Annotated in this window: 1 protein-coding gene; it reads left to right on the top strand. The window is 56.1% G+C overall.

Annotated features, from left to right (window positions below):
• Window positions 1-992, top strand: a 992-nt coding sequence (locus PQR02_RS40530) for a transglutaminase-like domain-containing protein (RefSeq protein ID WP_408243404.1), incomplete at both ends; no start/stop codon positions are given.

Here is a 992-nt window from a genome sequence, read left to right as displayed (position 1 = left end):
GCGGGCTCGGAGCTGACGTCAAACGGGAGCGCCAATATCAAGCTCAGAAACGACGCCCGCGATGGATTCATCGAGCGGCTCGACTTTCAGCTCACGGATCTCGGCGGGGGAAACAATTTTTGCCTGTCGGGAGGCTATGAAATCGAGTTCACCTATGCCGAAATGCTCAAGCCTATTGGCGATATTCTCGACGAGCTGGAAGGCATCAAGCTGTGCATCAGACTGTCGATACCGGTCGACACGCCGAGGCAAAAGGTCAAATCGCTCGAGACGATCGGCGATATCCCCGCGGCCGTCACAGAGGACGAGGAAGGTAACGCGATTGTCGAGTTTGACCTGACCGGGATAAGGCTGGACAAGGAGTGTCGTGTTTTTGGCTACCACGCTATCCTCGAGGCTTACGGTATCCGGTACAAGCTGAACGGCGCGAGTACGAACGACTATCCTGTCGATATCAGGCGGCGTTTTCTGAAAGAAGAGTCACGCTATGACATGGGCAGGCAGGAATTAAAGGATATTGCCGAGCGCCTGCTTGCATGCATTCCCACGCAAGAGCGCGGCAATGTGATCAGGATTGCCAAAGCCGTGCGCGAATACGTCTATAGTCGGCTCGGGTACCGCTACAGCAGCAGATGTGCGAGCCCCGTCGAGACGTTGCGGCTCGGCGAGGGAACATGCGGCAAGTACATGGAGCTGATGATCGGGCTGCTGAGGCTTTGCGGTGTCGCTTGCCGACCCGTCGGCGACTTCAAGGTACCGGAGTACAAGCTGAGGTATGTGCCGGTCGGCTCGGTATGCACACCCGATAACGATCACGCGTGGGTGGAATTCTATGTGCCGGAGGTCGGATGGGTTCCGATGGAGAGCTCGTCGGATGGCGTTCCAGAAAAGCACGACCGATTCTTTGGTGCGCTATCGTGGGTTTATATAGAAAACAGCAGAACGGAAAAGATGTGCAAGATCTGCAAGCCGGGCTCGTGGGAAAACATCGA

Source organism: Paraburkholderia sediminicola, from assembly GCF_046026895.1.
Classification (GTDB): Bacteria; Pseudomonadota; Gammaproteobacteria; order Burkholderiales; family Burkholderiaceae; genus Paraburkholderia; species Paraburkholderia sediminicola_C.
The sequence above is the reverse complement of the archived record's forward strand: the minus strand, read 5'-3'. Positions and strand labels throughout refer to the sequence as shown.